We start from the raw sequence: 25,017 nt of genomic DNA, 5'->3' as shown, positions 1-25,017 counted from the left end.
CACGGTGCGCGGCGCTATTCGAGCCTTCAGGCCTGCCAGCCCGTCCAGGCCTGCACCGCGATCGTCACCACCGGGCCGTCGAGCGCGACGCGGTCGTACTGCGCGTACTTCTCCCGCAGCAGGCCGTAGCCGGTCGCCATCTCCTCTCCGGCGTCGTGCACGCGCGCGACGCCGTCGGCGCGGACCCACCACAGCCGGTTCCAGTCGTCCTCGTAGTGGTCGACGAGCAGGCTGACGCGCGGCTCGGCGGCGATGTTGGCCAGCCGGCGCAACCGCTGGGTCGACTTGCGCTTGGCGTCGACGGCCGTGAAGACGACGTCGTCGCGGACGGCGAACACGACGGGCACCGCGTGCGGGCTGCCGTCGGCGCGGACCGTGGTGAGGACGGCGACCGGTGCGCTCGCGAACCGCGCCGCCGCATCGAAGGCGCCGGGCACGTCAGTTGCGTCCGGCGGGGCGCTGCGGCGCGACGCTGATGGGCGATCGGGTGGCCGGCGTCCGGGTGACCCCGATCTCGGGCTTCTTCGACGGCTGCTGCTGTTGGCGCGGACGCTGGTACACCGGCGCCTGCGGGGGCGGGGCCTCGGATGCCGGCGGCGGCGGGGGAGGTGGCGGCGGGGGCGGTGCCGGCTGCGTCGTCGTGGTGGTCGTGGTGGGCGCCGACGTCGTGGGCGGCGGCGGGGCGGGCGCCTCGGTGCCCTCGTCGGAGGTGCGGAACGCCAGCAGCACCACCGCGACCACCAGCGTCACGACCGCCAGGGCGATGGCGGCGATGCCCAGCTTCGCACCGGTCGAGGAGTACCACGGCGGTGGCGGCGCCTTGAAGTTCCAGGTGGTGGCGTCGAACGCGTCGAAGCGGTCGTGCGCGGCGGGGTCCTCGCGCCACTCACTCCACGCCACGCCGCGGTGCCCGTCGGCGACGGGCTCGGGGTGGCCCGCGTCGGCGTCGGCGAGCAGGTAGTCGAAGCTCGGCTCGACCACCGGCACCGGATCGGTGGGCGTCGGATCGACGTGCACGGGGCGGGATTCCGCGCCGACGGCAGCGTCGTCCGCGGCGAGGACGTCGCCCCGCTCGTCGGAGTCCGGCTCGGCTCCACGGTCCACCACCCCTCGATGCTAAGCGGCGACCTGCGCAATCGTGCAGCGGGTGACGCCGCGTCGCCGAGGATTTCGGTTCCGGCGCAGGTCGGCGGGTGCGCCGGTAAGGTCTGCACCGTTCATCCCGGCGCCGCGGTCTCGACACCGTCGATTGGTGTCGTCGCCACTGACGTGCCGGCCCGCTCGTGAGAAGGTTCGGCCATGAAGACTCTCCGCGTGACCGCGGCCGCCAGTGCCTGTCTGCTCCTGTTCGCCGGGGGCATCACCGCCTGCGCCCCGCCGGAGAAGGATTCGGGCGGCGAGCAGACCTCCTCGGGCGTCAAGGCGGGCGAGGCCACCTCGGCCAAGGACTTCGGCGGCCTGCAGGGCCTCGTCGACGCCGCCAAGAAGGAGGGCGAACTCAACGTGATCGCCCTGCCGCCGGACTGGGCCAACTACGGCGCGATCATCAAGGCGTTCGGCGACGAGTACGGCATCAAGGTGAACTCCGCGCAGCCCGATGCCGCCAGCCAGGACGAGATCAACGCCGCCAACCAGCAGAAGGGCAAGTCGACCGCGCCCGACGTGTTCGACCTCGGCCAGTCCGTGGCCCTGGCCAACACCGATGCGTTCGCGCCGTACCAGGTGGAGACCTTCGGCGACGTGTCGGAGAACTTCAAGGACCCGGGCGGCAAGTGGGTCAACGACTACGGCGGCTACATGTCGATCGGCTACGACTCGGCGAAGGTCCCCGCCATCGCCGGCGTCGACGATCTGCTCAAGCCGGAGTTCAAGGGCAAGGTCGCCCTCAACGGCGATCCGACGCAGGCCGGTGCCGCGTTCTCCGGCGTGATGATGGCGTCGATCTCGCAGGGCGGGTCACCCGACGACATCGCGCCCGGCGTCGAGTTCTTCCGGAAGCTCAAGGCGGCGGGCAACTTCCTGCCCGTCGACCCGACGCCCGCGACCATCGAGTCCGGCCAGACCCCCGTGGTCATCGACTGGGACTACCTGAACGTGGCCGAGACCAAGAAGCTGCCGTCCTGGAAGGTCGTCGTCCCGCCGAACGCCGCGGTGGCGGGTTACTACTACCAGGCGATCAACGCCGATGCTCCGCATCCGGCGGCGGCGCGGCTGTGGCAGGAATTCCTGTTCAGCGACAAGGGCCAGAACCTGTACCTGCAGGGCGGCGCCCGCCCGGTGCGCGCCGACACCATGGTGATCAAGGGGACCATCGACCGCGCCGCGTACGCGGTCCTGCCGCCGGTCGACGGTGCCGCCACGTTCGTCTCCGTCGAGCAGAACCAGGCCGCGACGAAGTACCTCGAGGCCAACTGGGCGAAGGCGGTCGGCTGATCCTGCTGCGCCGCCTGCGGGATTCGGTTCCGCTCCTTCCGTTCTTCGCGCTCGTCACGATCTTCCTCGTCGTCCCGACGGTCACCGTCGTGATCGGCGCGGTGGTCGACGAGAACGGCTTCTCCCTGGCGCGCATCGCGGCGCTGTTCTCCGACACCGCCCTGCACGCCCTGGTCGACAGCGTGCTGCTGTCGGCCGGGACCGCGGTCCTCGGTGCGGTGTTCGGCGCCGTGCTGGCGTGGCTGATCGTCAGCAGGCCCGCCGAGTCGGTGATCCGGCGCACCGTGCTGAGCCTGTGCAGTGTGCTGGCCCAATTCGGCGGCGTCGCACTGGCTTTCGCGTTCCTAGCCACCGTCGGCCTCAACGGCGTGCTGACGCTGTGGGTGCAGAGCGTCACCGGGGCGAACCTCGCAGGGTCGGGCTGGCTGTACGGCCTGTCCGGACTGGTGCTGGTGTACACGTACTTTCAGATCCCGCTCATGGTGATCGTCTTCCTGCCCGCGCTGGAGGGTCTGCGCGAGCAGTGGCGCGAGGCGGCGGTCAGCCTGGGCGCGTCGACGTGGCAGTACTGGCGGGAGGTCGCGGTGCCGCTGCTGACGCCGGCGTTCCTCGGCGCCGCACTGCTGTTGTTCGCCAACGCCTTCGCCGCCTACGCGACCGCCGCGGCGCTCGTCAGCCAGGGCAGCCCGATCCTGCCGCTGCTGATCCGCGCCGCGCTGACGAGCGAGGTGGTGCTCGGCCAGGCCGGCTTCGCCTACGCGCTGGCGCTCGAGATGATCGTGGTCGTCGCCGTCGTCATGGTGGCCTACCACCTGCTGGTGCGCCGGACGGCGAGGTGGCTGCGGTGAGGCAGCGGGGGACCGGGGCCACCGTGGTGCGGGGTGCGCTGTGGGTGCTGTTCGGCCTGTTCTTCTGCTTCCCGCTGTACGCCATGGCGGACTTCTCGACCCGAAACCTGCGCTCCGGCGGGCGAACCGGCGCGGCGTGGGCCAACCTGTTCGCCGACGACGCACTGTTCGCCGCGATCGTCACGTCGCTGCTGCTGGCCGCGCTCACCGTGGCGGTGATGCTGCTGATCCTGGTGCCGACGATGATTTGGGTGCGGCTGCGCACGCCGTGGGCAAGGGGCATCGTCGAGTTCCTGTGCCTGCTGCCGTTGACGATTCCAGCGCTGGTGATCGTCGTCGGGCTGAAGAACGTGTACCTGTGGGTCACCTACCTGCTGGGCGAGTCGGCGCTGACGCTGACGTTCGTCTACGTCGTCGTCGTGCTGCCGTTCGCCTACCGCGCGCTGGACGCCGCATTGTCGGCCATCGACCTGGTGACGCTCGCCGAGGCGGCGCGGTCCCTCGGCGCCGGCTGGCTGACCACGATCCTGCGCGTCGTGGTCCCCAACATCGCCTCCGGCGTGCTGTCGGCGGCGTTCATCTCGGTGGCCGTGGTGCTTGGCGAGTACACCATCGCGTCGCTGTCGGGCTTCACGACCCTGCAGGTGCAGATCGTGGCCATCGGCAAGAGCGACGGACCGACGTCGGTCGCGGCCTCGCTGGCGGTGCTGCTGTTCGGTTTCGTCCTGCTGGTGGGACTGTCCCTGCTGACCAGACGGAGGCGCAGAGCATGACCGGTGTCGGTGTCGAACTGACCGAGCTGACACGGGTGTACGGCACGGTCCGGGCGCTCGACGGGCTGACCCTGCACATCGAACCGGGCGAGTTCGTGGCGCTGCTCGGCCCCTCGGGGTGCGGCAAGACCACGGCGCTGCGCATCCTGGCGGGCCTCGACGAGGCGACGTCGGGCACGGTGTCGGTGGGCGGCCGCGACGTCACCGCGGTGCCCGCGAACAAGCGCGACATGGGCATGGTGTTCCAGGCCTACAGCCTGTTCCCGCATCTCACCGCCCGCCAGAACGTCGAGTTCGGGCTGAAGGTGCGGGGCCGGGGCCGGGCCGACCGCAGCCGGCGCGCCGGCGAGATGCTCGACCTCGTCGGCCTGTCCGCGCACGTCGACAAGTACGCCGCCGAGATGTCCGGCGGGCAGCAGCAGCGCGTGGCCCTGGCCCGGGCGCTCGCCATCGAACCGAGCGTGCTGCTGCTCGACGAGCCGCTGTCCGCGCTCGACGCGAAGGTGCGGGTGCAGCTGCGCGACGAGATCCGACGGGTGCAGCTCGAGGTCGGCACCACGACGCTGTTCGTCACCCACGACCAGGAGGAGGCGCTCGCCGTCGCCGACCGGGTGGGCGTGATGAGCCAGGGGCGGCTGGAGCAGCTCGCGCCCCCGGCCGAGGTGTATGCCGCCCCGGCGACACCGTTCGTCGCCGAGTTCGTGGGCCTGCACAACAAGCTGCCCGCCGAGGTGCGCGACGGGCAGGCCCGGCTGCTCGGCACGTCGGTGCCGACGCTGCACGGGTCGATCACGACGGGCACCGGGACGGCGCTGCTGCGGCCGGAGGCGGTCACGGTCAGCGCCGACCCGGGTGGCACGGCGACGGTGAAGTCGGTGGCGTTCCTCGGCCCGATCTCGCGGGTCTACGCCGCGTTTGCCGATGGCACCGTCGTCGACGCCCAGCTGACCAGCGCGGCGGCGCGGGCCTTCGAGCCCGGCGCACCGGTCACCCTCGGCGTCGAGCCGACGCGGGTGCTGGTGGTTCCGGCCGAGCGCGCCTAGACGTCCTTGACCGGTTCGATGCCCAGGTCGCGGTAGGTGACCAGCGCCGCGAACGGCACGCCGCGGGCGGCGAAGCGCCCGGTCGCGACGTCGCCGCGGTCGACCATGGGGATCACGCCGGTGACGACCGCGCCGAGCGCCGTCACGCGCTCGAAGGCGATCTCGGTGGAGCCGCCGGTGCTGATGACGTCGTCGACCAGCAGCACCCGGGTGCCGGGTGCGAGCCGGGTGCCCTCGACCCACTGCTCGCGGCCGCGCTGCTTCTGCTCCTTGCGCACCGAGAACCACGCCTTGCCGGTGACCATCGCGACGCCGTGCGCCAGCGGATCCGCACCCATCGTCAGGCCGCCGACGGCGTCGAACTCCATGCCCGACCGCTGCGCGAGGTCCGCCACGGCGCGGCTGACGAGCGTCAGCCGCTCACCGGTGTCGACCGCGTACTTGCCGTCGATGTAGTCGTGGCTCAGCTGACCGCTGGCGAGGGTGAACGGTTCGGTGCGGCGCTCGTAGCCGCGGGTGCGGATCAGGTCGAACGCGGCGTGCCAGCTGTCGGGGCGGTCGGTCGGTTCGGGCATGTGCGGCATCGTATCCGCTGCGGCACCGGTCGCCGTCCCGCCGCGGCGCGCCCCGCTACGCCTGCTGGGCGCGGCGGGTCAGCTCGACGGCCGCGGCGCGCAGCTGGTCGGCCGAGTCGATCGGCGTCGCGTAGCCCACCCGGGTGTAGGCGATGCCGCGCGCGCACGTGACCCGCAGGTCGAGGCCGTACCGGTCGAGGTCGGTGCACGTCGCGGCCGTGGCGTCGGGGTAGCCGCCGAGTGTGCGGGCCATGGCAGCCAGCGCATCGGCGTGATCGGCGTTCAGGTGGGCGATCGCCCCGCCGGCGGCCGGCCGCACCGGGTCGGGTGCGGCTGCGGTGTAGTCGGGACCGGTCGCGGAGTCCATCCGGCCGTAGCCGCCGACCCACCGGACCCGGTGCACGCGCAGCACCCACAGCGTGAAGTCGGAGTAGTCGACGTAGTACTTCGCCGCGGGCACCGCCGCGAGGTGCGCGGCGCGGGCGGCGTCGTACTCGTCGCCCGTCGGCCGTGCGACGACCCCGGCCAGGGTGATGCGCGGGTTGGCCAGCGGGTCGGCGTCCGTGGCGGGCGCGGTGACGGCGATGCTCGCGCGCTGGTCGCCGGCGAGGTTGCGTCCGTGCTCGGCGAGGTTGGACACGCACAGCACCGGCGCGCCGTCCAGCAGCCCGAACGTCACCATCGACGCCCACGGGTCGCCGTCGGCGGTCAGCGTGGCCAGCGTCCCGGTGTTGGTCGACGCCGCGATGGTGCGGGCCTCCTCGGCGGCCGACGGCCGCGCGGCGTTGACGACCGGCGTCAGCGGCGGGGGGACCGAGGGGGCGTCGCCGGGGTCGCCGTGATCGCGCAGAGTGCTCACGTCGGCACTCTACCTGCGCGGATCGCCGTCCCGGGTCGCCGCTCACGGCAGCGTGATTCGATACCGGCGAGGCTGGGTAGCTGTTGGGCGATGACGCTGGCATACGAGAACTGGCTGACCGCGCGGCGCTGGTACGCAGGCCGCGGCCGTGACCTCATCGACGTCACCGAGGCGCTGGTGACGCCGCTGCGCGACGACCTGGACCTGGTGCTGCTGGATGCCCGGTACACCGACGGTTCGGTGGACCGCTACCAGGTGGTGATCCGGTGGGGCGGGGCGCCCGTGGACGAGGCGCATGCCGACGTCGCGACCATCGGCGACGATGGCGGCCGCACCGCCTACGACGCGCTGTTCGACCCGGACGCGAGCCGGCACCTGCTCGCCCTGGTCGCGTCGTCCGAGACGGTCGGGCCGCTGCGCTTCCTCGCCGAACCCGGTGCGGCGCTGCCGTTGGACGCGCCCACGCGGGTGATCGGCGCGGAGCAAAGCAATACCAGCGTGGTCTTCGGCCAGGACGCCATCTTCAAGCTGTTCCGCCGCGTCACCCCGGGGGTCAACCCCGACATCGAACTGAACCGCGTGCTGGCCCGCGCCAGCAACGGCCACGTCGCGCGCCTGCTCGGCTCCATCGAGACCGATCTCGGCGGCGAACCCTACGCGCTGGGCATGCTGACGGCGTTCGCGGCGGGCTCCACCGAGGGGTGGGACATGGCCACCGCCAGCGTGCGCGACGGCTTCACCGACTTCACCGCCGAATCCCGGCTGCTCGGCGAGGCCGTCGCGACGGTGCACCGCACGCTCGCCGCCGAACTCGGCTCCGAGCCCCGTGAGTTCCCGCTCGAGACGCTGCTCGGGCGGCTCGGCCTGATCGCCAACGCCGTGCCGCGCGTCGCGCAGTACGCCGACGTGATCGAGGAGCGGTACCGCGGGCTGGCCGGCACGTCGTTCCCGGTGCAGCGCGTCCACGGCGACCTGCACCTCGGCCAGGTGCTGCGCACGCCGCAGGCCTGGTTGGTCATCGACTTCGAGGGCGAGCCCGGGCAGCCGCTGCCCGAGCGGCGCCGTCCCGATTCGCCGGTCCGCGACGTCGCCGGCGTGCTGCGCTCCTACGAATACGCCGCCTTCCAGCGGTTGGTCGGCCACGGCGACGACGAGGCGCTGGCCGCGGCGGCCCGGCAGTGGGTGGACGGCAACGCCGCCGCCTTCTGCGACGGGTACGCCGCGGCCGCCGGAGCCGATCCGCGGGCGACCGGTGAGTTGCTCGCCGCCTACGAACTCGACAAGGCCATCTACGAGGCCGGCTACGAGGCGCGCTACCGGCCGGACTGGTTGCCCATCCCGATGGCGTCGATCGCCCGGCTGCTGAGTTAGACCCCCACCCAGCAAGCTCGCGGGCGCTTCACAGCCGCGTCCACGGTGGCGATGCGTCACTAGGGTGTGACGACCGCACCGCCGGCCTCGCTGACGAGCGCCCTCGGACCCTTCCGCCACGTCCGCCGCCTGCCCGGGCAGCGGCTCGCCCTGGCCGCCCTGCTGCTGGGCACCGCGGTGCTCTACCTGTGGCGGATCACGATCAACGGGATGGGCAACGCGTTCTACGCGGCGGCGGCGCAGGCCGGCGCCACCGACTGGAAGGCGCTGCTGTTCGGCTCGCTGGACCCGCACGACTTCATCACCGTGGACAAGCCGCCGCTCTCGCAGTGGGTGATGGGGCTCTCGGGCCAGCTGTTCGGCTTCAGCAGCGCCAGCATGCTGGTGCCCGAGGCGCTCATGGCGGTCCTTGCGGTGGCGCTGCTCTACGGCGGCGTCGCCCGGGTCGCCGGGCCGCGCGCCGGTCTGGTGGCGGGCGCCGCGCTGGCGGTGACGCCGGTCGCGGCGTTGATGTTCCGGTTCAACAACCCCGACGCGGTGATGGTGCTGCTGATGACCGCGGCGGCGTACTGCACGGTGCGGGCCGTCACCGGTGACCGCGGTGCGCGCTGGGTGGCGCTCGCGGGCGTCGCGCTGGGCGGGGCATTCCTCGCCAAGATGCTCGAGGGCCTGATGCTCGCCCCCGCTCTCGCGGCGGCCTACCTCCTCGCCGCGGCCGCCCCGCTGCGCACCCGCGTGGTGCACGTGCTGCTCGCCGTTGCGGCGATGCTCGTCTCGGCGGGGTGGTTCGTACTGCTGACGATGTGGTGGCCGGCGTCCTCGCGGCCCTACCTGGCCGGTTCGACCGACAACAGCTTCATGAATCTGGTGCTGGGCTACAACGGCCTCGCCCGCATCCTGGGTCGCAACCACGGCGCGCCGCCGTCGGGGGCGCTGGCGGACCTGCCGGGCGTCACCGACTTCGGCAGCCAGAAGCAGGGCTGGTCGCGGTTGTTCACCGGCGAATTCGGTTACGAGATCGGCTGGCTGGTGCCCGCGGCGCTGCTGGCGGTGGTGGTCGTGCTGATCGCGCGGCACGGCCGGCCCCGCACCGACGCCGTGCGCGCCGCGACGGTCCTGTTCGGCGGCTGGCTGCTGCTCGACGGGGTGGTGCTGAGCTACATGCACGGCATGGTGCACCCGTACTACAGCCTGTCCATCGCGCCGGCCGTCGCCGCGATGTTCGCGATCGGCCTGCAGCAGTGCTGGGCGCGGCGCGACGCGCGGTTCTTCCGCGCGGTGTTCCTGGTGCTGCTGCTCGGCACCGGCGCGTGGAGTTGTGCGCTGCTGGGCCGCAACCCGCACTGGCTGCCGGCGCTGCGGTGGTCGATCCTGGCGCTGAGCGTGGCCGCGGCGGTGGCGCTGCTGCTGCCGTGGGTGGCGCAGCGGCGCGGCGTCGCCATCGGGGTGGCTGCCGTCGCGGTCGCCGGGGCGCTGGCCGGCAGCGGCGCGTACGCGGTGGCGACCGTCGACACCGCGCACTCCGGCGGTGGACCCCTGGTGGGACCGGCGAAGCCGGGTCGCAGCAGCGGCGTGTGGGGGCGTTCGGCCGACAATCCCGAGCTGGACCGGATGCTGGCGGCCACGCACACCGAGTGGTCGGCGGCGATCGACCGGTCGTCCAACGCGGCGGCGCTCGAATTGTCCTCGCACACCGCGGTGATGGCGATCGGCGGCTTCTCCGGCATCGACCCGACGCCGACGCTGTCGCAGTTCCAGCAGGACGTGGCGGCGGGCAAGGTGGCGTACTACGTGACGACCAGCTCGGGGAGCCGGCGCGGCTGGAATGCGCGCAGCCACGCCGACATCGCACGCTGGGTGGCGTTCACCTACGTGCCGCAGCGCATCGGCGGCGACACGGTGTACGACCTGACGCAGCCACCGCGGACGGGCTAGCGGACCAGGCGGCGCAGCAGCGCCGATGCGGCGAGAACGCCGAGGACGGCCGCGCCGAGCAGGACGCCGACGTCGAGCACCGTGTTGCCCGGTGTGCCGAGAAGCAGTGCGCGCAGGGCATTCACCTCGTAGCTCAGCGGGTTGACCGACGAGAGCCAGCGCAGCCACGCCGGCATGACGTCCACCGGGTAGAGCGCGTTGGAGGCGAAGAACAGCGGCATGGTGATGGCCTGGCCGATGCCCATCAGGCGGTCGCGGTTGCGGACCAGCCCGGCCAGCGTCATGGACAGGCACGCGAAGAACGCCGAGCCGAGGATGACGATGGCCATGGCGGCGGCGATGCGCAGCGGGTTGCCGGTGAGGTGAATGCCCATGAGGTAGGCGATGATCAGCACGCCGACCACCTGGGCCACCGAGCGTACACCGGCGGCGAACGCCTTGCCGGTGATGAGCGCCGACGCGGGCGCCGGGGTCACCATCAGCTTCGCGAGGATCCCCGCATCGCGGTCCCACACGATCTGGATGCCGTAGAAGATCGAGATGAACAGCGCCGACTGCGCGATGATGCCGGGCGCGAGGAACGCGAGGTATTCGACGTCGCCGGTGTCGATGACGTGCAGCCGGGAGAAGGTCTGCCCGAAGATCAGCAGCCACAGCGCGGGTTGCACCATGCGGGTGAGCAGTTCGCTGCGGTCGTGGCTGAGCTTCTGCAGTTCGACGAGCGCGAAGGCGCCCATCCGGCGCAGCATGCCGGGCACGCGGCGCAGTCGGCGCGGTGCGCGGACGAGGTGGACCTCGACGTCAGTTGGCACGGCCCGCCGCCCTTCTCGCCGAACGGATCTCGCGCAGCCCGCGGCGTTGCTGGTCACCGGACAGCTCCGAGCCGGCGAAGTGCTTGAAGACGTCCTCGAGCGACACCTCCGGGGCGTCCGCGAGATCACCGTCCGAGTCGCCGTCGGGTCCAGCGCGGGTCGCCCGGACCTCGGCCTTGAGGTCGGCCGGGGTGCCGACCGTCTGCAGGACGCCGTGGTGCATGAGGGCGACGCGGTCGCACAGCGCGTCGGCCTCCTCCATGTAGTGGGTGGTGAGTAGCACGGTCATGCCGTATTCGTCCTGCATGCGCGCCACCTGGGACCAGACGCCGTCGCGCGCGATGGGGTCGAGCCCGACGGTGGGTTCGTCGAGGATCAGCAGTGACGGCCGGTTGACCAGTGCCTGAGCCAGTTCCAGGCGGCGCACCATGCCGCCGGAGTAGGTGCCGGCCAGATCGTCGGCGACGTCGAGCAGCGTCATCGCCGCGAGCGCCTCGTCGACCCGGGCGCGGCGGTGCCGGCGCGGCACGTCGTACAGGCGGGCGAACAGGTCGACGTTCTGCCGGCCGGTGAGCGCGGACTCGATCGAGAGTTGCTGCGGCACATAGCCGATGTTCTGGCGGATGTCGAGGGTGTCGCGTCGGGAGTCGAGGCCGAAGATCGTCACGTCACCGGACTGCGCCGGGGTGAGCGTCGTCAGCACCCGGACCACCGTGGTCTTGCCCGCGCCGTTGGGGCCGAGCAGCCCGAGCGTCTCACCGGCGTGCACGCTCAGGGTCAGGTCGTCGACGGCGGTGTGGTCGCCGTAGCGGTGGGTGAGGTGCCGGCAGTCGACCGCGGCGGGCCGCGCATCGGGCACCGCGGCGGGCCGCGCATTGGGCTCAGCGTTGGGTGGTGGGCTCATGGGTTCTCCTCGCGCAGGACGTGTGTGAGTGTGTCGAGGACGGCCACACCGTCTCGCAGCGCGGCGATCTGATCGCCGTCGAGGCGGGCGAGAGCGGCGGCGAGCGTCGCGCGCCGAGCGGCGCGGGACGCGTCGGCGATGCGCTGGGCGGCGTCGGTGAGCTGCAATCGGCCGATGCGGCGGTCGTCGGGGTCGACGGTGCGGATCAACATGTCGTCGGCACACAGCCGCGACACCAGGGTGGAGGCGGTGTTGGGGGCGAGACCGAGTTCGGTGGCGGCCTCGCGGACGGAGATGCCGGGCCGCCGGCCGACGAGGCGCAGCAGTTCGGCCTGCGACTCGGGGAGTCCGGTGCCGATGGCCGGGCCCGCGGAGCGGCGCACCTGGCGACGGAAACGACCGACGGCGCCGAACAGGTCGGCGGTGAGGTCGGCGGTCACGCCGAACACATTACCTCTGTTACAGAGTCATTGGTGCGCTGGTGCCGATGAGCGCCGGGTGCGAGCATGTCGCCATGACCGATGGCTTCGACGACAACCCGCTCGACGAGTCCGAGTCGCTCGACTCCGACGAGGTGCGCAACGACGACGGCGACGAGGTGACCGACCCGCCCGAGGAGTGGATCGAGGCCAAGGAGGACGAGACCCTCGACGAGCGGTTGGCCGACGAGGTCCCCGACGTCGGGGACGAGGACGATCCCGACTCCGAGGACGACTCCGACGACGACGACTCCGACGACGAAGACTCCGATGACGAGGAGGATCTCTCCGACGACGCACTCGACCGGCTCGACCCGTCGGCGCACGGCACCTCGCGCGGTCAGATCGACGGCACGCCGGAGGACGGCGAGTCGTTCTACGACGTCGTCGACTGACCGGCGCGGGTCACTTCGGCGGCGGGTACTTCGCGGCCTTGAGCGCCCTGGCGAGGTGTGCGGCGTTCTGCGCGGCGGTGGCGGTGGCCGACGCGACCGGGTCGGGCACCTCGTCGAGGTCGCTGAAGTCGACGCCGCTCATGGCTTCGCCGTTCCAGTACGTGCAGCCCATCGCGGGAATGCTGTAGCCGACGTCGTTGAGGCCCTGGAAGGCGTCGGCGACGATGTGGTGGGCGCCGTCCTCGTTGCCGACCACCGCGACGACGGCCACCTTGTCGGTGAGCACCGGCCGGTCGTCGTCGTCGGTCTCGGAGATCTCGGCGTCGAGACGTTCCAGCACCCGCTGCGCGACGCTCGTCATGTGTCCGACCCAGGTGGGCGTCGCGAACACCAGGATGTCGGCGGCATGCACCTTCTCGAGGATGGCCGGCCACTGGTCGCCCTCGCCCATGTCGCGTTCCACGCCGGGTCTGACGTCGTGATCGACCACCCGCACGGTCTCACCGGTGACGCCCTCGTCGGCGAGCCGAGCCATGACGTGACTCGCCATCAACGCGCTGCTCGACGGCGCGGGGGAGGGCTTGAGGCTGAGGACCAGCGCGAGTGCGGTCAGGTTCGGTTCGGTCATGGCTGACCGCATACCCGGCAATCGCCCGGACACGCACCGTGTCAGCGACGCGTCACGCGCCCGTCAGCCCCGGTAGAATGAGGCCGGCGGGAGTGCCCGCAGCCCGCCGCCGGTGTGGGCGGCCGCGAAGTCGAGCTGCTGACCGACGATCTCGTCGCCGAGTTCCAGCGTGCCGACCTGCCGGAAGCGGGACAGGACGCCGCTGAGCAGGAACTCGATGCGGTCGCCGGCGCCGGGCAGCTCGGTGTCGCCGGTGTACACCCGCGCACCGAACGCCACCGGCTCCAGCCCGGCGAGGTACAGCCACAGCGACGAGTACAGGTGCCCGAACCCGGTCGACGGCAGCACCGCGTGGTGCAGCGGCGCGCCGTTCCCGGAGGACGCCAGCAGGAAGTCCTGATCCTGCCCCTCGCCGTAGGCGTCGGGCACCTTGATCGACACCGTCCGCGGCACGTTCAGATCCGTCAGCGGGGCCAGCCGGACCAGCGCGTCCCGGGAGCCGGGCCGCAGCAGCGCGGTCCCGTCCGGCACCCGGGCGTCGGCGTCGATCGTCAGCGTCGCCCCAAACAGCGCACCGCGCTGGGCGAACAGGCCGGTGCGGTCACCGAGCACGGCGGAGACCGTCGCGGTGACCGCCTCGCCGAGCGTGTCCAGGACCACGTCAGGCCTCGGCCGGCACGGCCTGCAGCACCACCGTCGTGCGCGCGTCGATGGTGAGGGGTTCGCCCGCCGCGACGGTCTGCTCCTCGCCGCCGTCGGTGCGCAGCACGGTCACCCACTCGGTGCCGAACTCCTTGGGCGGCAACGTGAAGTCGATCGGCTCGTAGTGCGCGTTGAAGAACAGCACGAACGAGTCGTCGACGACGCGCTGGCCGCGGGCGTCGCGGTCCGGGATGCCCATGCCGTTGAGGAAGACCGCGACCGACTTGGCGAAGCCCGAACCCCAGTCCTCACCGGTCATCTCGGTGCCCTCGGGGGTGAACCAGGCGATGTCTGGCAGTCCCTCCTGGCCCCGTCGGCCGACGGGCTTGCCGTTGAAGAACCGGCGCCGGCGGAACACCGGGTGCGCGGCCCGCAACGCCGACACCGCGCGGGTGTACTCGAGCAGGCCCTCGTCGGCCGAAGACCAGTCGACCCAGGTGATCTCGTTGTCCTGGCAGTAGCCGTTGTTGTTGCCGCCCTGGGTGCGTCCGAGTTCGTCACCGTGGCAGATCATCGGCACGCCCTGGCTGAGCAGCAGCGTGGTGAGGAAGTTGCGCTCCTGCTTGGCGCGCAGCGCGAGCACCTCGGGGTCGTCGGTCGGGCCCTCGACGCCGCAGTTCCAGGAGCGGTTGTGGCTCTCGCCGTCGTTGTTGTCCTCGCCGTTGGCCTCGTTGTGCTTCTCGTTGTAGGACACCAGGTCCCGCAGCGTGAAGCCGTCGTGGGCGATGACGAAGTTGATCGACGCGACCGGGCGCCGGGCGGTGTGCTCGTACAGGTCGGCCGACCCGGTGAGGCGGTAGGCGAACTCGTCGAGCGTGGCGGGCTCGCCGCGCCAGAAGTCGCGCACGGTGTCGCGGTACTTGCCGTTCCACTCCGTCCACTGCGGCGGGAAGTTGCCCACCTGGTAGCCGCCGGGGCCGACGTCCCACGGCTCGGCGATCAGCTTCACCTGGCTGACCGTCGGATCCTGTTGCACCAGTTCGAAGAACGTCGCCAGGCGGTCGACGTCGTAGAACTCACGGGCGAGCGTCGAGGCGAGGTCGAAGCGGAACCCGTCGACGTGCATCTCGGTGACCCAGTACCGCAGCGAATCCATGATGAGCTGCAGCGAGTGCGGGTGGCTGACGTTCAGACTGTTGCCGGTGCCGGTGTAGTCCATGTAGTACTTCTTGTCGTCCGCCACCAGCTGGTAGTAGGCGGTGTTGTCGATGCCGCGCATCGACAGCGTCGGGCCCATGTGGTTGCCCTCGGCGGTGTGGTTGTAGACCACGTCGAGGATCACCTCGATGCCCGCCTCGTGCAGCGTGCGGACCATGGCCTTGAACTCCTGCACCTGGCCGCCCGGATTCGGGCTGCTGCTGTACTTGCTGTCCGGGGCGAAGAACCCGATGGTGTTGTAGCCCCAGTAGTTGGACAGTCCCTTGTCCACCAGGGTCGAGTCGTTGGCGAAGTGGTGCACCGGCATCAGCTCGATGGCGGTCACGCCGAGCGCCTGCAGGTGCTCGATGATCGCCGGGTGCGCCACCGCGGCGTAGGTGCCGCGGATCTGCTCGGGGATGTCGGGGTGCGTCTCGGTGAGGCCCTTGACGTGGGCCTCGTAGATCACCGAGTCGGCGTACTCGTGGTTCGGCGGGCGGTCGATGCCCCAGTCGAAGAAGGGGTTGATGACGACCGACTTCGGCATGCTGTCGGCCGAGTCGTCGTCGTTGCGGCTGTCCTCCTCGCCGAAGTCGTAGCCGAACAGCGACTGGTTCCAGTCGAACGTGCCGTCGATGGCCTTCGAGTAGGGATCGAGCAGCAACTTGTTGGGGTTGCAGCGGTGCCCGTTGGCCGGGTCGTAGGGCCCGTGCACGCGGTACCCGTAGCGCTGGCCGGGCTCGATGTTCGGGATGAAGCCGTGCCACACGAAGCCGTCGATCTCGGGCAGCGTGAAGCACGCCGTCTGCGCACCGTCGGCGTCGAACAGGCACAGCTCGACCTTCTCGGCCACCTCGCTGAACACCGCGAAGTTGGTGCCGGAGCCGTCGTAGGTGGCACCCAGCGGGTAGGCCTTTCCACGCCAGATCTCGAATGTCGTGTCCTGCACGGCTTGGGTCACGGTGGGCCTTTCCCCTTCATGAGACAACGGTGGTCCGACCAAGGCGACCATACGGTGCGCCCAGCGCGGGAGCATGGCGGGCGAGACGCTCGTCGAGGGAGGTATGGCCGCTTGTCCGCGCAGCCTGATCTGCCCGTTTACGGCCCGTCGCAAACGCGGGTAGCGCCCTCGTGGCCACTCTCACCCCCGCCTCCTGGCGATTCACGAGCGCTTTCGTTCGCTCACCGAACGCGAGCGCTCACAAATCGCGGCGGGGGCCCGTCAGTCGGCGATCTCGACGCCTGCGGCGCGCAGCGCGTCCACGGCCGCGGCGGTGGACGTCGGGGACACCCCGGCGGTGAGGTTGAGCAGCACCCGGGTGCGCAACCCGGCCGCGGCCGCGTCGAGGGCGGTGGCGCGCACGCAGTAGTCGGTGGCGATGCCGACGACGTCGACAGCGTCCACGTCATGCCGGCGCAGCCAGTCCGGCAGCGGCGTCTCGTCGTCGGCGTGCCGGCCCTCGAAGCCGCTGTAGGCCGCCGAGTAGTGCCCCTTGTGGAACACGGCTTCCACGGCGGTGGGATCGAAGCCGGGATGGAAGTCGACGCCGTCGGTGCCGACGACGCAGTGCGGCGGCCAGGAGTCCCGGTAGTCGGGCTCGGCGGAGAAGTGATCGCCGGGATCGATGTGGTAGTCCTTCGTGGCGACGACGTGGTCGTAGTCGTGCTGGGCGAGCAGGGCCGAGATGGCCTGGGCCACCTCGGTTCCGCCGTCGACGGCCAGGGAGCCGCCCTCGCAGAAGTCGTTCTGGACGTCGACGACGATCAGGGCCCGCATGCGTCGACGGTACTGCGTCAGCCGCCGAACAGCAGGTACAGCCCGGTGAAGGTGTAGCCGACCATCACCAGCATCATCGCCAGCTGCCCGGTCAGCTGGTGGCGCTTGGGCAGGATGCGCAGCGCGCGGTCGTGCGCGGCGATCACACCGGCGACGTGGCCCAGCACGACGAACAGCACCTTGAGCGTCGAGAGCACCCCGGGGTGCAGGGACAGCACGTAGGCCACCTGCACGTCGCCGAGCCAGCCCGACCCGAACGGGTCCGCCAGGCGCAGCAGCGTCTGCTGGCCCCGCTCGACGAGGTAGGTGAGGTAGTGCGCGAACACGTAGCCGATGACGATCGGGATCAGCGAGTGCGCCATCAGCCCGGGCAGCCGGCGGCGGGTGTCGGCGTCGACGCCGCCGGTGGCGCGCGCGGCCAGCCAGAACGTCGACGCCACGACCACCGCGAACGTCAGCAGCCCGACGCTGCGGATCAGCACCGCCAGCGGCAGCGAGCCGCCCGACGCGTCGTCGACGAAACCGCGCCACTGCGGCATGGCCGAGAAGCTGTCGAACGCGGTGGACCCGAGCAGGACCGCCAGCACGGCGACGGTGCCCGGCCGCACCGGCAGCGTCGGCAGGTGGTCGAACGGATTGCCCAGCGCCACCCGGCCGTCGGCGTTGCGGCGCAGCGGCGCCATGCGCGAGGCCACCACGCCGTACACCTCGAACGGGTCGGCCCGTGCAGGCCAGCGCCGGCCGAACGCGACGGTGCCGAGGAACGTCACCACCAGGTAGGCGACCAGCCAGAGCTTCACCGCCCACAGCGATCCCGGGTTCGGGCTCGCCAGCTCCAGCCACACGAACGCGAAGAGGCCCAGCACCGCGGGCCAGTAGCCGAGCCGTTCGGGGTAGACCGCGGGTGCGGGCCGCCGGGAGAACGGCAGCAAGCGGTAGACCGTGCGCACCGGCGACAGCAGCCGCCACACCGGCCCGAACAGCACCGACAGCGCGACCAGACCTACCCACAGCAGCACGTAGAACACGCCGGGCAGCGCGTTCTCGCCGGTCTGTGGGCCGAAGGCGGCGGCCACCGCGATCCACACCGTCGCCAGCAGTGCGAGCAGGGCCACCGCCCAGCGCACGGCGGGAGCGTCGACGGCGGCGGTGCACCATCGGGGCAGCGGCCGGCCCTGCCGGTCCGGGTCGAAGCGCGGCTTCTTCCAGGCCAATGCGACGACCGCGAACGTGAACGTCAGCGCCCACGCCCCGCCGATCAGTGCGTACGTCAGCGGGATCGGCAGGTCCGCGGACCCACCGAGTCCGTGGGCGAGGATCACTGCAGCACGTTGATGGTGGCGATCGTCTTGTTCGCCTCGTGCAGCTCGACGTCGACCTTGCCCGGCACGTCCACCGTGAACTGGAACGCCTGGCCGCTCTTCGGCTCGATTTTGAACGAGTGTTCCGGGTTGGAGTGCACGTGCAGTTCGTCGGCCGTGTCGCTGTTGACCCGGACGACGATCGGCTCGTTGACGCGGGTCTCGAACTGCTCGTTGGTCGGCGTCACCTGCCCGCCCTTGATCGTCACGTCGATGTTCAGCCGCGCCGGGGCCTCCTGCTGATCGGTCAGCTCGGGTGCCGCGGTGCCCGACGGCGTGCTCGCCGTCGCACCGCCGCTGGTGCTGCTCCCGGTGCTCGCGGTGTCACCGCCCCCGCCGCAGCCCGCGGTGAGCAGTGCGGCGGCGGTCAGCGCGGTCAGGGCCTTCGTCATCGTCCATGTGTCCACGGTGGTCAATCCTCTCCCGCCGATGCTGGCGAATCACTGTGAGAGTCGTCCTCGTCGTCACCCCGGCGCCGGTCGCGCATCGCGATGTACACGACCACGCCCACCACGACGATCGCCGGGGCGAACGCCGGAATGGCAAGCAGGACCGAGTGATCGGCGAGGACCGTGACGACCGGCCCTCCCGTCATGACTGTGCGGACGGTTCGAATTCGGGCTTGCTGGTGGTGGGTTCGGCTTTGTTGAGCCGACCCGCACCCCAGGACAGTCCGGCGATCAGGGCCAGCGTGCAGAACAGCACCACCAGGCAGCCGATGGTCCACAGGACCTCCGGCGTCTCCGGGTTGCGCTCGCGCTGCAGGATGGTGATCTCCGCGACGAACGGCCGCGTCATCGACGCCTCGGCCGGCACCTCCGCCGCGCCGATGCCCGGGTCACCGTGCAGGTAGATCGGTACCGCGGCCATGGTGCGGCCGTCGTGCACGCGCAGCAGCGTCTTCCACGACCCGGACACCGGCATGGGCGCGGTCGAGCGGTAGTGGCCGGGGCCGACAATCTCGAGGTGGTCGACGAACAGCCCGCGCTGGTTGGCGAGGCCACCCTGCCAGCCGAGGATCGACACCCAGTTCGGGTTCTCGCTGATCAGGTCGGGCGGGTTGATCCGGACGTCGGCCGTGGCCATCCGCTGGTCACCGATGCTGGGCGCCTCGGTGAGGGTGAACGACGCGGTCGCGTTCTGCGGGACGTCGTAGCGCAGGCCGTTGGCGGTGGCGCCACCGATCGCGAGCACGGTCAGCACGACGATGCCGATGCCGATGGCCCGCCGCGGCAGCTGCTGGTTGGTCAGCACCATGCCGACCATGGCGCCGCACGCACCGGTCAGCGCGGCGACCGGCACCGACATGGCGAGCGCCTCGGGCCAGATGCTGCTGGGCCAGCTGTACTGGTACACGGCGTCGATCCACAGCGACTCGAGCCACAGCCCGATGGTCGCGACGCCGATGCCGCCGACGACGCCGAACAGCAGCGGCTTGCGGATGAGCGGGGTGAAGGCCAGCAGCTCGATCACGATGGCCGCGCCGAGGTAGAGGGCGAACCAGTTGATCGGTGCGGCGAGCACCGGGCCGACGATCAGGGCGACCAGGCCGCGCAGGGCGATCGCGAGGACGGCCGCGATGATCGCGGCGCCGCGGCCGAGCATCATGCGTGCGGCGACCAGCGCGAAGGCGCCCGCCGCGGCGATCAGCATGGGCTCGAAGACCTGGCGGAACTGCATGACGCCGAAGTCGAACTCGATCTGGTACACCGACAGGCCGATGATCAGGCCGCCGAAGGCCAGGTATTGCACGAACTTCAGGCCGGGGCCGTCCTTCGGGGCGTCCTCGCCGACGGCGCGCCGGCCCTCGTGCTCCAGGTACAGCGCCGAGAGGGTGGAGAAGCCGGCGCCGCCGATCATCATGAGATGGGTGGGGCCCCACAGCGTGACGTCCTGGCCGAAGATCCGGTGCCAGACGTCGTCGAGCGGGAAGCCGATGAGCGCGTACAGCCCGCAGCCGGCCATGAGGATGCCGCCGACCGGCGCGTACCAGTGCCGCGTGATGCGCACGGCCGACGGGCCGGGCTTGTCGTAGGGCAGCACGCAGGCCAGGCAACCCGCGACGAACAGGATGAACAGGCCGAACAGGATGAAGTAGTGCGCGGGGTTGGCCAGCGGACCGGGGTCGCGCCCCTTGCCGATGTGCAGGCTGACGTCCCAGATGAAGCCGAACAGCGCGCAGATGATGGTGCTGATGAACAGCATCACCGGCAGCGCGACCCACGGCGGGCGGTGGAACTTGCGCCCGGCCCAGTCGCCGAGGTTCGCCAGCCAGGTGATCTTGCGCATGCGGTGCAGGTAACCGATCCACAGCAGGACCGCACCGACGATGGCGCCGACCACCGACATGCCGATGACCTCGTTGAGCGCCGCGCCACCTCCTTCGGTGCCCTGGGCAAGGTACGTGACTTCAGACTGCCAAGACTGCATCGTCATCCCCACTCGTCGTGTTCGGGCCGGCCCAACCTACCGACCGGTAATGTTGCCAGAACTCGGTATGCGTGACCAGAGGTACCGCCTGGTCGATTCGCGTCACGTCACTTCTTCGCCGTCGGCGGCTTGAGCACCTTCATGGCCAGGTTCATCACGGGGCTCGGCACGCGGTCCTTGGCGTCCAGCGCGGCGTTGGCCACCCGGGTGCGCGCCGGGGTCCCGCGGCCGAACCACGCGTTGAGCGGCCCGCCGGACGGTTCGAGGTCGACGTGCAGCGGCGGGCGGCCGTCGCCGGCGCCGAGCGCGTTGGAGATGACGACGCGCTGGATCTCGCTGGTGCCCTTGAAGATCGTGTACAGCTTGGCGTCGCGGTACCACTTCTCCACCGGATGGTCGGAGACGTAGCCCCAGCCGCCCATGGTCTGGATGGCGCGCTCGGTGGCCGCGACCGCCACCTCGCTGGCGGCGAGCTTGGACATCGATCCCTCGCCGCGCTCGAACGGCACGCCGCTGGCGGCCATCCAGGACGCGCGCCACGTCAGCAGCCGCGCGGCGTCGATGCGCGTGGCCAGGTCGGCCAGCGGGAAGGCGATGCCCTGGTTGTCGATGATCGGGGCGCCGAATGCCTCCCGGCGGTTGGCGTACTCGGTGACGTACTCCAGGGCGGCGCGAGCGATGCCGAGGGCCTGCGCCGCGACCATCGGCCGGGTCTGCTCGAAGGTGCCGAGCGTCGCGGAGCCGGAGTGCTTGGCGCCGGCGACGGCCTCGCGCGCCTTCGCGAGCTTGTGCTCGAGCTTGTCCGGCCCGCCCAGCAGATTGCCCGCGGGCACCCGGACGCCGTCGAACTTCAGCTCCGCGGTGTGCGACGCGCGGCAGCCCAGCTTGTCGAGCTTGCGCACCAGCTGCAGGCCCGGGGTGCCGCCCGGCACGACGAACAGCGCCTGGCCGCGGTGCCCCAGTTCCTCGTCGACGACGGCGTTGACCACGTGCACGTTGGCGATGCCACCGTTGCCGATCCACATCTTGTGCCCGTCGATGATCCAGTCGGCGTCCGGTCCCGGCCCGGCGCGGCGTGCACGGGTGCGCAGGTTGCGGACGTCACTACCGCCCTCGGGTTCGGAGATGGCGAGCGCGGCGAGCTTCAGATCGCCGGGGCTGCCGAAGCACTCCGGCGCCCACTGCAGCATCTGTTCCGGCGTCGCGGCCTGGCCGATCGCGGACAGCGCGAGGGCGGGCATGACGATCGCGAGGCCGATGCCCGCGCAGCCCCAGAACAGCTCCTCCATGAACATCGGCAGCGACAGCCCGGACGGGTCGCCGATGAGGTCGCGGTAGAACAGCGGGCTGTAGAAGCCCTGCTCGGCGGCCTCCTCCAGGACGGGCCAGGGGAACTCCTGGCGCTTGTCGTAGTCGGCGGCCACCGGCCGGACGACGGTCTCGGCGAACGCGTGCGTGCGCCGCGCGAGATCGTGCTGCGCGACGGTGGGGGTGAGGTCGAAGCTCACGTGAACCTCCCGGGCCGAGTGGACGAGTGTTCACTCGATACCCACTTCCGCATGATCGGAATCACGTTTCGTCCGACGTGTGCGACGCGTCGCCGGGTCGGTCCGACGCCGGCCACACCGCGATCTTCTCCCGACCTTCGTTCGAACATATGATCGAACGGTGGCGCTCAAGTCCATCGGTCACAACGGCCAGCCCGTCCCACCGGTGTTCCGTCGCGTCGACCCGCCGATCGCGGTGTCCGTCGACCTCGCGGCGGTGTTCCCGCGCGAACCGCACCGGTCCGGCGGCTACCACCCGTGCGGGCTGCAGATGCATTCGGTGGTGGAGGGCCGGTTGTCGTGTTGGGGATTGTGCGAGCAGGGCCACTGGTGGGGCTGGGTCCGCTACGACGTCGTCTACGGCGCCGAGCGGCGCAGCGTCGAGCATTGGGTGCCCGCTTGGACGCTCAAGCGGCAGTGATGCAGGGCCGTAGCGTGGAGCCATGGCGCGTAAGTACGCGACGGCGGACGCCGTCGGCCCCTCCGAACTGCTCGACTTCGTCCGGCCCCGGCACCGGATGGTGCTCACCACCTTCCGCCGCGACGGCTCCTTGCAGTCCTCGCCGGTCACCGGCGGCGTGGACGCCGAGGGCCGCATCGTGATCGCCACCTACCCGCAGCGCGCGAAGTCCGCCAACGTCAAGCGCACACCACGGGCCAGCGTCACGGTGCTCTCCGACGAGTTCGACGGTCCCTACGTCCAGGTCGACGGCGACGCCGAGGTCGTGGAACTGCCCGACGCCGTCGAGCCGCTGGTCGAGTACTTCCGCGTGATCGCCGGTGAGCATTCGGACTGGGACGAGTACCGCGCCGCGATGGTCGCGCAGGGCAAGTGCCTCATCCGGGTCACGCCGACGCGGTGGGGCCCGGTGGCCACAGGCGGATTCCCGCCCGGGTAGCCGGCCCGCGGAGACGCCGCGTGCCGCGACCGCCGGTGTGATAGGCAGGACCGGACGGACCGCGTTGCGGCGGATAGCCCGTCAAACTATAGTCTGGACACATGTCCAGAGCCTTTCCGTCGACTCTGGTCGCGGTGAACTGAGTATGCGGATCGCCCTGCTCTCCTATCGGAGCAAGACGCACTGCGGCGGTCAGGGCGTGTACGTCCGGCACCTCAGTCGCGGCCTCGTCGACCTCGGTCACGACGTCGAGGTCTTCTCGGGACCGCCGTATCCGGAGGGACTCGATCCCCGGGTGCGGCTGACCGAGGTGCCCAGCCTGGATCTCTACCGCGAGCCCGACCCGTTCCGGATCCCGAGGCCCAGCGAGATCACCGACCGCATCGACCTGCTGGAGCTGCTCAGCACGTGGACCGCGGCGTTCCCGGAGCCCAAGACGTTCTGCATGCGGATGGCGCGCATCCTCGCCGACCGCCGCGACGACTTCGACGTCGTGCACGACAACCAGAGCCTCGGCACCGCGCTGCTCGACATCGCCCACCTCGGGCTGCCGGTGGTCGCCACGGTGCACCACCCGATCACCCGCGACCGCGTCGTCGACGTCGCGGCGGCGGCCTGGTGGCGCAAGCCGCTGGTGCGCCGGTGGTACGGCTTCGCCGAGATGCAGAAGACCGTCGCCCGGCAGATCCCCGAGCTGTTGACGGTGTCGTCGACGTCGGCGACCGACATCGCCGAGGACTTCGGTGTCGCGCCGAGCCAACTGCACGTGGTGCCGCTGGGCGTGGACACCGAGCTGTTCACCCCGGCGCCGGACCGGGTGCGCAACCGCATCATCGCGATCGCGAGCGCCGACGTCCCGCTCAAGGGCGTCAGCCACCTGCTGCACGCGGTGTCGCGGCTGCGCGTCGAACGTGACGTCGAGGTCCAGCTCGTCGCGAAGCTGGAACCCAACGGCCCCACCGAGAAGCTCATCGCCGAACTCGGCATCTCCGACATCGTGCACATCTCGAGCGGCCTGAGCGACACCGAACTCGCCGCGCTGCTGTCCTCGGCCGAGGTCGCCTGCATCCCCTCGCTCTACGAGGGCTTCTCGCTGCCGGCCGTCGAGGCCATGGCGAGCGGCACCCCGATCGTGGCGAGCCGCGCCGGCGCGCTGCCGGAGGTCGTCGGCCCCGACGGGCAGTGCGCGCGTCTGGTGAACCCCGGCGACGTCGACGATCTGACACGCGTGCTCGGCGAGCTGCTCGACTCGCCGCGTGAACTACAGCGCCTCGGCGCCGCCGGCCGCCGCCGTGCGCTCGAGGTGTTCAGCTGGGAATCCGTTGCCGCGCAGACGGTGGCGGTGTACGAACGCGCGCAGCGCACGGCCGAGAGGAAGGCAGGGGCATGCTGACCGTCGACTTCGACCGGCTGGGTGTCGGCAGGGGCACGTCCGTCATCGACGTCGGTTGCGGCGCCGGACGGCACTCCTTCGAGGCCTATCGCAGGGGCGCCGACGTCGTCGCGTTCGACCAGAGTGCCGAGGACCTCAACGACGTCGACGCCATCCTGCAGGCGATGGCCGCCGAGGGTGAGGCGCCGGAGTACGCCACGGCCGAGGCGGTCAAGGGCGACGCCCTGGACCTGCCCTACGCCGACGGCGCATTCGACTGCGTCATCGCCTCGGAGATCCTCGAGCACGTCCCCGCCGACGACCGGGCGATCGACGAGCTGGTGCGCGTGCTGCGGCCGGGCGGCCGGCTCGCGGTGACCGTGCCGCGCTGGCTGCCGGAGAAGGTGTGCTGGCTGCTGAGCGACGAGTACCACGCCAACGAGGGCGGCCACATCCGGATCTACCGCGAAGACGAGCTGCACGAGAAGATCGCCTCGCGCGGCATGGTCTTCGAGCACCGCCACCACGCGCACGCGCTGCACGCGCCGTTCTGGTGGCTCAAGTGCGCCGTCGGCGTCGACAAGCCGACGCACCCCGCGGTCACCGCGTACCACAAGCTGCTGGTGTGGGACATGATGTCCCGGCCGTGGCTGACCCGCAACGCCGAGGCGGTGTTGAACCCGCTGATCGGCAAGAGCGTCGCGCTGTACTTCCGCAAGCCGGAGCAGTGACGGGTG

Annotated in this window: 27 protein-coding genes; 11 read left to right on the top strand and 16 right to left on the bottom strand. The window is 71.1% G+C overall.

The features are described 5' to 3' along the window. Nucleotides 1–26 precede the first annotated feature (26 nt). The gene (locus FZ046_RS05040) at nucleotides 27–437 is read right to left on the bottom strand and encodes a TIGR03668 family PPOX class F420-dependent oxidoreductase (protein WP_070352800.1); all 411 of its coding nucleotides are present in this window, start codon (nucleotides 435–437) and stop codon (nucleotides 27–29) included. A gap of 1 nt (nucleotide 438) precedes the next feature. Next, nucleotides 439–1,107 (bottom strand): hypothetical protein, encoded by a 669-nt coding sequence (locus tag FZ046_RS05035; protein WP_070352799.1) that lies wholly within the window; start codon nucleotides 1,105–1,107, stop codon nucleotides 439–441. A gap of 192 nt (nucleotides 1,108–1,299) precedes the next feature. Between FZ046_RS05035 and FZ046_RS05030 the strand changes: the two genes are divergently transcribed. The 4 genes from FZ046_RS05030 to FZ046_RS05015 all read left to right on the top strand — a co-directional run bounded on the left by FZ046_RS05030 (nucleotide 1,300) and on the right by FZ046_RS05015 (nucleotide 5,097). Continuing rightward, complete coding sequence (locus FZ046_RS05030; protein ID WP_070352798.1) at nucleotides 1,300–2,433, top strand: ABC transporter substrate-binding protein; 1,134 nt, start codon at nucleotides 1,300–1,302, stop codon at nucleotides 2,431–2,433. After that, nucleotides 2,430–3,281, top strand: coding sequence for an ABC transporter permease (locus FZ046_RS05025; RefSeq protein WP_070352842.1), 852 nt, complete (start codon nucleotides 2,430–2,432; stop codon nucleotides 3,279–3,281). The genes FZ046_RS05030 and FZ046_RS05025 overlap by 4 nt, the downstream gene beginning before the upstream one ends. An 83-nt stretch (nucleotides 3,282–3,364) precedes the next feature. Beyond that, nucleotides 3,365–4,054: an ABC transporter permease gene (locus FZ046_RS05020; RefSeq protein WP_083298179.1), complete on the top strand. Its 690-nt coding sequence runs from the start codon at nucleotides 3,365–3,367 to the stop codon at nucleotides 4,052–4,054. Beyond that, nucleotides 4,051–5,097: an ABC transporter ATP-binding protein gene (locus FZ046_RS05015; RefSeq protein ID WP_070352797.1), complete on the top strand. Its 1,047-nt coding sequence runs from the start codon at nucleotides 4,051–4,053 to the stop codon at nucleotides 5,095–5,097. The genes FZ046_RS05020 and FZ046_RS05015 overlap by 4 nt, the downstream gene beginning before the upstream one ends. On the opposite strand, the gene pyrE is transcribed toward FZ046_RS05015, so the two are convergent. Beyond that, complete coding sequence (pyrE, locus tag FZ046_RS05010; RefSeq protein ID WP_070352796.1) at nucleotides 5,094–5,672, bottom strand: orotate phosphoribosyltransferase; 579 nt, start codon at nucleotides 5,670–5,672, stop codon at nucleotides 5,094–5,096. The two genes, FZ046_RS05015 and pyrE, sit on opposite strands and share 4 nt — an antisense overlap. 55 nt (nucleotides 5,673–5,727) lie before the next feature. Then, complete coding sequence (locus FZ046_RS05005) at nucleotides 5,728–6,531, bottom strand: HugZ family pyridoxamine 5'-phosphate oxidase (protein ID WP_070352795.1); 804 nt, start codon at nucleotides 6,529–6,531, stop codon at nucleotides 5,728–5,730. Nucleotides 6,532–6,621: 90 nt separating this feature from the next. On the opposite strand from FZ046_RS05005, the gene FZ046_RS05000 reads away from it, so the two are divergent. Next, nucleotides 6,622–7,902: a maltokinase N-terminal cap-like domain-containing protein gene (locus FZ046_RS05000; RefSeq protein ID WP_070352794.1), complete on the top strand. Its 1,281-nt coding sequence runs from the start codon at nucleotides 6,622–6,624 to the stop codon at nucleotides 7,900–7,902. 66 nt (nucleotides 7,903–7,968) lie between these two features. Continuing rightward, nucleotides 7,969–9,837, top strand: a complete 1,869-nt coding sequence (locus tag FZ046_RS04995) for an ArnT family glycosyltransferase (RefSeq protein ID WP_070352793.1) — start codon at nucleotides 7,969–7,971, stop codon at nucleotides 9,835–9,837. Here FZ046_RS04995 and FZ046_RS04990 read toward each other — a convergent pair. From FZ046_RS04990 to FZ046_RS04980, 3 genes are read right to left on the bottom strand one after another with little or no spacing between them, the layout of a single operon-like run. After that, nucleotides 9,834–10,586, bottom strand: a complete 753-nt coding sequence (locus FZ046_RS04990) for an ABC transporter permease (RefSeq protein WP_070352841.1) — start codon at nucleotides 10,584–10,586, stop codon at nucleotides 9,834–9,836. The two genes, FZ046_RS04995 and FZ046_RS04990, sit on opposite strands and share 4 nt — an antisense overlap. Nucleotides 10,587–10,638: 52 nt before the next feature. Beyond that, complete coding sequence (locus FZ046_RS04985) at nucleotides 10,639–11,553, bottom strand: ATP-binding cassette domain-containing protein (protein ID WP_070352792.1); 915 nt, start codon at nucleotides 11,551–11,553, stop codon at nucleotides 10,639–10,641. Beyond that, on the bottom strand, nucleotides 11,550–12,002 hold the full coding sequence (locus FZ046_RS04980; protein ID WP_070352791.1) for a MarR family winged helix-turn-helix transcriptional regulator: 453 nt from the start codon (nucleotides 12,000–12,002) through the stop codon (nucleotides 11,550–11,552). The genes FZ046_RS04985 and FZ046_RS04980 overlap by 4 nt, the downstream gene beginning before the upstream one ends. 65 nt (nucleotides 12,003–12,067) lie before the next feature. Here FZ046_RS04980 and FZ046_RS04975 point away from each other — a divergent pair, with 65 nt between their 5' ends. Further along, a complete protein-coding gene (locus tag FZ046_RS04975; RefSeq protein WP_070352790.1) occupies nucleotides 12,068–12,427 on the top strand; it encodes a hypothetical protein in 360 nt (119 codons plus the stop codon). A gap of 10 nt (nucleotides 12,428–12,437) precedes the next feature. Here the strand turns inward: FZ046_RS04975 and FZ046_RS04970 are convergent, their stop codons facing one another. The 9 genes from FZ046_RS04970 to FZ046_RS04930 all read right to left on the bottom strand — a co-directional run bounded on the left by FZ046_RS04970 (nucleotide 12,438) and on the right by FZ046_RS04930 (nucleotide 21,970). Next, on the bottom strand, nucleotides 12,438–13,055 hold the full coding sequence (locus FZ046_RS04970; protein WP_070352789.1) for a flavodoxin family protein: 618 nt from the start codon (nucleotides 13,053–13,055) through the stop codon (nucleotides 12,438–12,440). Between the two features lie 63 nt (nucleotides 13,056–13,118). After that, a complete protein-coding gene (locus FZ046_RS04965) occupies nucleotides 13,119–13,715 on the bottom strand; it encodes a hypothetical protein (RefSeq protein WP_070352788.1) in 597 nt (198 codons plus the stop codon). Nucleotide 13,716: 1 nt separating this feature from the next. Further along, nucleotides 13,717–15,906, bottom strand: a complete 2,190-nt coding sequence (gene glgX, locus FZ046_RS04960; protein WP_176749547.1) for a glycogen debranching protein GlgX — start codon at nucleotides 15,904–15,906, stop codon at nucleotides 13,717–13,719. Between the two features lie 210 nt (nucleotides 15,907–16,116). Then, nucleotides 16,117–16,671, bottom strand: a complete 555-nt coding sequence (locus FZ046_RS04955; RefSeq protein WP_070352786.1) for an isochorismatase family protein — start codon at nucleotides 16,669–16,671, stop codon at nucleotides 16,117–16,119. A 17-nt stretch (nucleotides 16,672–16,688) separates the two neighbouring features. Further along, on the bottom strand, nucleotides 16,689–17,993 hold the full coding sequence (locus FZ046_RS04950) for a hypothetical protein (protein ID WP_070352785.1): 1,305 nt from the start codon (nucleotides 17,991–17,993) through the stop codon (nucleotides 16,689–16,691). Continuing rightward, nucleotides 17,990–18,424, bottom strand: coding sequence for a hypothetical protein (locus tag FZ046_RS04945; RefSeq protein ID WP_070352784.1), 435 nt, complete (start codon nucleotides 18,422–18,424; stop codon nucleotides 17,990–17,992). Before FZ046_RS04945 ends, FZ046_RS04950 begins: the two co-directional genes overlap by 4 nt. 20 nt (nucleotides 18,425–18,444) lie before the next feature. Next, entirely contained in the window at nucleotides 18,445–18,627 is a 183-nt protein-coding gene (locus FZ046_RS04940; RefSeq protein WP_070352783.1) for a hypothetical protein, read from the bottom strand. Next, nucleotides 18,624–20,468, bottom strand: coding sequence for a hypothetical protein (locus FZ046_RS04935; RefSeq protein ID WP_070352782.1), 1,845 nt, complete (start codon nucleotides 20,466–20,468; stop codon nucleotides 18,624–18,626). Before FZ046_RS04935 ends, FZ046_RS04940 begins: the two co-directional genes overlap by 4 nt. Before the next feature lie 101 nt (nucleotides 20,469–20,569). Further along, complete coding sequence (locus FZ046_RS04930) at nucleotides 20,570–21,970, bottom strand: acyl-CoA dehydrogenase family protein (RefSeq protein ID WP_070352781.1); 1,401 nt, start codon at nucleotides 21,968–21,970, stop codon at nucleotides 20,570–20,572. A gap of 160 nt (nucleotides 21,971–22,130) precedes the next feature. Between FZ046_RS04930 and FZ046_RS04925 the strand changes: the two genes are divergently transcribed. From FZ046_RS04925 to FZ046_RS04910, 4 genes are all read left to right on the top strand, one after another. Then, entirely contained in the window at nucleotides 22,131–22,430 is a 300-nt protein-coding gene (locus FZ046_RS04925) for a hypothetical protein (RefSeq protein ID WP_070352780.1), read from the top strand. A gap of 22 nt (nucleotides 22,431–22,452) precedes the next feature. After that, the gene (locus FZ046_RS04920) at nucleotides 22,453–22,908 is read left to right on the top strand and encodes a PPOX class F420-dependent oxidoreductase (protein WP_070352779.1); all 456 of its coding nucleotides are present in this window, start codon (nucleotides 22,453–22,455) and stop codon (nucleotides 22,906–22,908) included. Between the two features lie 145 nt (nucleotides 22,909–23,053). Further along, complete coding sequence (locus tag FZ046_RS04915) at nucleotides 23,054–24,301, top strand: MMP alpha-(1->4)-mannosyltransferase (RefSeq protein ID WP_070352778.1); 1,248 nt, start codon at nucleotides 23,054–23,056, stop codon at nucleotides 24,299–24,301. Then, complete coding sequence (locus FZ046_RS04910) at nucleotides 24,295–25,011, top strand: class I SAM-dependent methyltransferase (RefSeq protein ID WP_070352777.1); 717 nt, start codon at nucleotides 24,295–24,297, stop codon at nucleotides 25,009–25,011. The genes FZ046_RS04915 and FZ046_RS04910 overlap by 7 nt, the downstream gene beginning before the upstream one ends. Nucleotides 25,012–25,017 lie beyond the last annotated feature (6 nt).

It is taken from the genome of Mycolicibacterium grossiae (assembly GCF_008329645.1).
Taxonomy (GTDB): domain Bacteria; phylum Actinomycetota; class Actinomycetes; order Mycobacteriales; family Mycobacteriaceae; genus Mycobacterium; species Mycobacterium grossiae.
This window is presented reverse-complemented; position numbering and strand designations above follow the sequence as displayed.

Bases quoted from the DNA above. Each gene is read 5' to 3' on its own strand.
- FZ046_RS05030 (WP_070352798.1), top strand. From the start codon at position 1,300: ATGAAGACTCTCCGCGTGACCGCGGCCGCCAGTGCCTGTCTGCTCCTG.
- FZ046_RS05020 (WP_083298179.1), top strand. From the start codon at position 3,365: ATGGCGGACTTCTCGACCCGAAACCTGCGCTCCGGCGGGCGAACCGGC.
- FZ046_RS05015 (WP_070352797.1), top strand. From the start codon at position 4,051: ATGACCGGTGTCGGTGTCGAACTGACCGAGCTGACACGGGTGTACGGC.
- pyrE (WP_070352796.1), bottom strand. From the start codon at position 5,672: ATGCCCGAACCGACCGACCGCCCCGACAGCTGGCACGCCGCGTTCGAC.
- FZ046_RS05000 (WP_070352794.1), top strand. From the start codon at position 6,622: ATGACGCTGGCATACGAGAACTGGCTGACCGCGCGGCGCTGGTACGCA.
- FZ046_RS04990 (WP_070352841.1), bottom strand. From the start codon at position 10,586: ATGCTGCGCCGGATGGGCGCCTTCGCGCTCGTCGAACTGCAGAAGCTC.
- FZ046_RS04985 (WP_070352792.1), bottom strand. From the start codon at position 11,553: ATGAGCCCACCACCCAACGCTGAGCCCAATGCGCGGCCCGCCGCGGTG.
- FZ046_RS04975 (WP_070352790.1), top strand. From the start codon at position 12,068: ATGACCGATGGCTTCGACGACAACCCGCTCGACGAGTCCGAGTCGCTC.
- FZ046_RS04970 (WP_070352789.1), bottom strand. From the start codon at position 13,055: ATGACCGAACCGAACCTGACCGCACTCGCGCTGGTCCTCAGCCTCAAG.
- glgX (WP_176749547.1), bottom strand. From the start codon at position 15,906: ATGGTCGCCTTGGTCGGACCACCGTTGTCTCATGAAGGGGAAAGGCCC.
- FZ046_RS04955 (WP_070352786.1), bottom strand. From the start codon at position 16,671: ATGCGGGCCCTGATCGTCGTCGACGTCCAGAACGACTTCTGCGAGGGC.
- FZ046_RS04945 (WP_070352784.1), bottom strand. From the start codon at position 18,424: ATGACGAAGGCCCTGACCGCGCTGACCGCCGCCGCACTGCTCACCGCG.
- FZ046_RS04940 (WP_070352783.1), bottom strand. From the start codon at position 18,627: ATGACGGGAGGGCCGGTCGTCACGGTCCTCGCCGATCACTCGGTCCTG.
- FZ046_RS04935 (WP_070352782.1), bottom strand. From the start codon at position 20,468: ATGACGATGCAGTCTTGGCAGTCTGAAGTCACGTACCTTGCCCAGGGC.
- FZ046_RS04920 (WP_070352779.1), top strand. From the start codon at position 22,453: ATGGCGCGTAAGTACGCGACGGCGGACGCCGTCGGCCCCTCCGAACTG.
- FZ046_RS04915 (WP_070352778.1), top strand. From the start codon at position 23,054: ATGCGGATCGCCCTGCTCTCCTATCGGAGCAAGACGCACTGCGGCGGT.
- FZ046_RS04910 (WP_070352777.1), top strand. From the start codon at position 24,295: ATGCTGACCGTCGACTTCGACCGGCTGGGTGTCGGCAGGGGCACGTCC.